This is a genomic window from Rhodovulum sp. (genome assembly GCF_011048875.1).
GTDB classification, from domain to species: domain Bacteria; phylum Pseudomonadota; class Alphaproteobacteria; order Rhodobacterales; family Rhodobacteraceae; genus Rhodovulum; species Rhodovulum tesquicola.
In genome coordinates this window covers 1-4,837 of sequence record NZ_DSDD01000007.1, presented here as the reverse complement: position 1 = coordinate 4,837, position 4,837 = coordinate 1, and the positions used below count along the sequence as shown (strand labels likewise).

Annotated in this window: 4 protein-coding genes and 2 pseudogenes; all 6 read left to right on the top strand. The window is 67.2% G+C overall.

The window, feature by feature from the left end; all coding sequences use genetic code 11:
• Nucleotides 1-650 (top strand): annotated as a pseudogene (locus ENN83_RS00150) (C4-dicarboxylate ABC transporter substrate-binding protein); the annotation flags it as partial.
• On the top strand, nucleotides 650-952 hold the full coding sequence (locus ENN83_RS00145) for a hypothetical protein (protein ID WP_287182631.1): 303 nt from the start codon (nucleotides 650-652) through the stop codon (nucleotides 950-952). The pseudogene ENN83_RS00150 and the gene ENN83_RS00145, both read left to right, overlap by 1 nt.
• A 131-nt stretch (nucleotides 953-1,083) precedes the next feature.
• Nucleotides 1,084-1,515, top strand: a complete 432-nt coding sequence (locus tag ENN83_RS00140) for a TRAP transporter small permease (protein ID WP_287182628.1) — start codon at nucleotides 1,084-1,086, stop codon at nucleotides 1,513-1,515.
• Nucleotides 1,512-2,867 (top strand): TRAP transporter large permease, encoded by a 1,356-nt coding sequence (locus tag ENN83_RS00135; RefSeq protein WP_287182623.1) that lies wholly within the window; start codon nucleotides 1,512-1,514, stop codon nucleotides 2,865-2,867. Before ENN83_RS00140 ends, ENN83_RS00135 begins: the two co-directional genes overlap by 4 nt.
• A gap of 241 nt (nucleotides 2,868-3,108) precedes the next feature.
• Nucleotides 3,109-3,210, top strand: a pseudogene (locus ENN83_RS00130) (hypothetical protein); the annotation flags it as partial.
• A 182-nt stretch (nucleotides 3,211-3,392) separates the two neighbouring features.
• Nucleotides 3,393-4,751 carry a thiamine pyrophosphate-dependent enzyme gene (locus tag ENN83_RS00125; protein ID WP_287182620.1) on the top strand — a complete coding sequence of 453 codons (1,359 nt, stop codon included), beginning with the start codon at nucleotides 3,393-3,395 and terminating at the stop codon, nucleotides 4,749-4,751.
• Nucleotides 4,752-4,837 lie beyond the last annotated feature (86 nt).

The following is a 4,837-nucleotide window of genomic DNA, read 5'->3' as shown; positions in this document are numbered from 1 at the left end:
GGGCCGCGGACCACACGCTGGTGATTTCCAGCTGGGCGCCGCCCACCCACAATATCAACGCGAAGATGTGGCCGAAATTCATCGAGATGATCGAGGAGGCCACCGACGGGCGCGTGAGCGCCGAGGTCAAGCTGGGCCTGGCCGAGGCGCCCGCGCAGATGGACCTTGTCATGGATGGCGCGGCGGATGTCTCGATCATCTTCCACGGCTATCAGCCGGGCCGTTTCGTCACCACCAAGATGATCGAGTTGCCGGGCTATGTCGGCAGTTCCGAGGCCGCGGCGGTGGCCTGTTGGCGCGCCTGCGAGGCCCATCTGAAACAGGCCGACGAGCATCGCGGCGTCAAGGTGATCGCGCTGCACAGCCATGGCGGGGCGCAACTGCAATCGGCCGCGCCGGTGACCGCGCTGGACCAGATGGCGGGGATGAAGGTGCGCATCCCCGGCGGCGTCGCGACCGATCTGGGCGCGGCGCTGGGCATGATCGGCATCCAGGTGCCCGCGCCCAAGGTCTACGAGACGCTGGCCTCGCGCGCCGCCGATGGCGTGGTGATCCCCATCGAGTCGCGCGTGGGCTTCAAGCTGACCGAAGTGGCGCAGAACATGTACATGCTGCCCGGCGGGCTTACCGCGGCTCCTTCGCCTTCATAATGTCCGAGGACGCCTTTGCCGACCTGCCCGAGGACATCCGGACTGCGCTGGAGGAAAAGGTCTTCGGCGAACCGCTGAGCCGGGCCATCGGCGCGATCTGGGAAGAGGGCGACGCCGAGGGCATCGCGCTGACCGAGGCCACCCCGGGCAACGCGATCCATCAGGCCAGCCCCGAAGATGCCGCCCGTTTCGACGAGATCGCCGAAACCATCCGCGCCAGGGTGATCGAGGAGGTCGCCGCCACCGGCGTCGATGCCCGGGCCGCCCATGACATGATCCGGGCCGAAATGGCCGCCTGGTGAGAGGCACGCGGGGCCGAGACCTGCGGCCCCGCGCCACCTCGGGGGAGGGAAAATGGAAACGCTGATCGCGCTTGCCCGGGGGGGGCAGCCGCCTGCCCGTTGCGCTGGCCTGTCTGGCACTGTTTGCGCTGATGACGATGACCCTTGCCGATGTGATCCTGCGCTCGGGGCTGAACGCGCCGATCCAGGCGGCGACCGAACTGACCCGCGTGCTGATGGCGGTGATGGTGTTTTCCTGCCTGCCGGTGATCTCGGCAAAGGGCGGGCATATCGCGGTCGATCTGTTCGACGGGATAGTCGACCGGCTGCACCTGAACCGGCTGCGCGAGACAGCGATCAACATTGCCTGCGGGGGGATGCTGGTCTGGCCCGCCGAGCGGTTGTGGATGCTTGCCGGGCGCGCGCGCGGCTATGGAGACGTGACCGAATACCTGTCGATCCCGGTCTATCTGGTCACCGGCTTCATCGCCATATCCGCCGCGCTGACCGCCGCCGTGATGGTCGCGGTCGGGCTGATCCACATCTTCGCCCCGCATCTGCTGGACGGGGACCGCGCCCAATGACCGAGGCGCTGATCGGATTCGCGCTGGTCCTTGCGCTGGTCTTGATGCGCATGCCCATCGTCTTTGCCATGGGGCTGGTCGGCACGCTGGGCTTTGCCCATGTCCGCGGCGGGTCGATCCTCGACGAACGCGGGCTGAAGGCTGCGCTGTCGATGGTGGGCCGCCAGATCACCGACACCGCGCAGGATTACGGGCTTTCGGTGATCCCCCTGTTCATCCTGATGGGCCTGTTCGTGAATAAGAGCGGGCTGGCGCGCGAGCTTTATGCCGTCTCGCATGTCTTTCTCGGCCATTTCCGCGGCGGGCTGGCGATGGCGATGGCGACGGTGGCGGCCTGCGGCGGGTTCTCGGCGATCTGCGGTTCGTCGCTGGCGACCGCGGCCACCATGTCAAAGGTCGCCATGCCCGAGATGCGCCGCTACGGCTATGCCGACAGCCTGTCGACCGCCTCGATCGCGGCGGGCGGCACGCTGGGCATCCTGATCCCGCCCTCGGTGATCCTGGTGATCTACGGTCTGCTGACCGAAACCTCGATCGGCAAGCTTTTCGTCGCAGGCGTGATCCCGGGCGGTCTGGGCATCCTATTCTACCTGTTCGCGGTGCGCTGGGTGGTGTTCCGCAACCCCGCAGCCGGCCCCGCGGCGGCCCGCGTCCCCTGGCCCGGGCGGCTGCGGGCGATGCGCTCGATCTGGGCGGTGGTTCTGCTGTTCGTCCTGGTGATCGGCGGGCTTTACGGGCTGTTCGACGTGGCGCCGCTGAACCTGACCTTCTCGCCGACCGAGGCGGCGGGCATGGGCGCGATGGGGGCCTTCCTGATCGCGCTGGCGCGCGGCGGGCTGACGCTGCGCGGCACATTCGGGGTGCTCAAGGAAACCGCGATGACCGCGACCAGCCTGTTCGCGGTGCTGATCGGGGCGCAGATCTTTTCCAATTTCGTCAACCTTGCCGGTCTGCCCGAGGCGCTGTTGGGGATCGTCACCGCCCATGACGTGGCGCCCTTCACGGTGATGCTGATGATCCTTGCAATCTATCTGGCGCTTGGCTGTGTGTTCGAAAGCCTGTCGATGCTGCTGCTGACGGTGCCGATCTTTTTCCCGCTGGTGGTGTCGCTGGGCTACGATCCGGTGTGGTTCGGCATCGTCGTCGTCGTGGTGACCGAGATCAGCCTGATCACGCCGCCCGTTGGCCTGAACGTCTTCGTGCTGCGCGGCGTTCTGGGCGATGTCTCGACCGGCACGATCTTTCGCGGCGTCACACCGTTCTGGATCGCCGACGTCCTGCGGCTGGCGCTGATCGTGGCGCTGCCCTGGCTGGTGCTGGTGCTGGTGCTGCCCGGCCAGATGGGGCCATGAGCGATGCGGCAATCCGCACCATGTCATGAAATTGCCCGGAACATAGAACTGTCATAACTTTTTTAGGCAGAACGCGCGATGCAGGACATGAAGCCATGACCGAAGCCCTGCGGCAGACCGCCGCCGAACCGTCCCCCGCGGGCGCCGGGCGCCCGCTGACCGGCAACGAGGCCATCGCCCGCGGCCGTGGGAGACCGGCGCAAGGGTCGCCGCCGCCTATCCCGGCACGCCGTCCACCGAAATCCCGGAGAACGTCGCGACCTACCCCGCGTCGGACATCCACGCGCAATGGTCCACCAACGAGAAGACCGCGAGGGATGTCGCCATCGGCGCCAGCTTCGCCGGGGTGCGCGCCTTCACCGCGATGAAGCATGTGGGCCTGAACGTCGCCGCCGATGCGCTGATGTCGTTTTCCTATATCGGGGTGAATGGCGGGCTGGTGATCGCGATCGCGACGATCCGGGCATCCATTCCTCGCAGAACGAACAGGACAGCCGGATCTATGCTCGCTTCGCGCAGGTGCCCGTGCTGGAACCCTCCGACGGGCAGGAGGCGCTGGAGTTCACCCGTCAGGCCTTCGACATCTCGGAACAGTTCGACACGCCGGTCTTCGTGCGGTCCACAACACGGCTGTCGCATACCCGCAGCGCGGTGGTGATGGGCACGCGCGAAGAACAGACCGGGCGCGCCTTCCGCGAGTTGCCGCAGAAGAACGTGATGATCCCGGCCCATGCCCGGCGCCGGCACGGCGTCGTGCTGGAACGCGAACAGCGGCTGAAGGACTGGCTGGCGGACAATCCCCTGAACCGGGTCGAGCCGGGCGACACGCGCGTCGGCATCATCACCTCGGGCATCCCCTATACCTATGTAAAGGAGGTCATGCCCGACGCCACGGTGCTGAAACTCGGCGTCACATGGCCCCTGCCCGACCGGCTGATCCGCGACTTCTGCGCGGGCGCCGAGCGCGTGCTCGTGGTCGAGGAGCTGGAGCCCATGATCGAGGACGCGCTCAAGGCCATGGGCATCCCGGCCGAGGGCAAGGCGGTCTTCCCGCGCGAGGGCGAGTTCTCGCCCGAGGTTGTGCATGACGGGCTGGCGCGCGCCGGGCTGATGGCGCCGCGCGTCAACGCCGCGCCGTTCGAATTCGCGGCGATGATCCGCCCGCCGGTGCTGTGTGCGGGCTGCCCGCACGCGGCCTGCTACATGGCGCTGCGCGCGCTGGATGCGCGGGTGGCGGGCGATATCGGCTGCTACACGCTGGCGGTGGTGGAGCCGCTGAAATCCATCGACACCTGCGTCTCGATGGGGTCGTCCATCGCCAACGCGGTGGGCATGGCCAAGGCGGGGACCGAGACGAAACCGATCGTCGCCACGATCGGCGATTCCACCTTCCTGCATTCGGGCATCCCGCCGCTGATCGACGCGGTCTATAACGGCGCCGATATCACCGTCTTCCTGCTCGACAACCACATCACCGCGATGACCGGCGGGCAGGACCATCCCGGCACCGGCCGCACACTGCGCGGCGATCCCGCGCCCCGGGTGGATTTCATGGATCTGGTGAAATCGCTGGGCGTCAAATGGGTGCAAAAGGTCGACAGCTACGACACCGCCAGCATGCAGCGCACGCTGCGCGAGGCGATCGCTCACAAGGGCGTGTCGGTCGTGATCTCGGATCGGCCCTGCGTGCTGGACCCGGTGCGGATCAAGGGTCCCGCGATGGGGGTGGAACAGGAAAGCTGCATCGCCTGCCAGGCCTGCATGAACCTGGGCTGCCCGGCGATCACCTGGTCCGAGGGCTGGCACGAGGGCCGCCACAAGGTCCAGATCGACCCCGAGGCCTGCATCGGCTTGTCTTACGACGATCACAGGCTCCCGGGTTAGAAGGGAGCCGCTGCCCGGCACCTTAAATATGCCGGGCAGCGGCGGCGGTTGGATCGTAATGGGCTGGGTCGTGATGGACCGTTCTG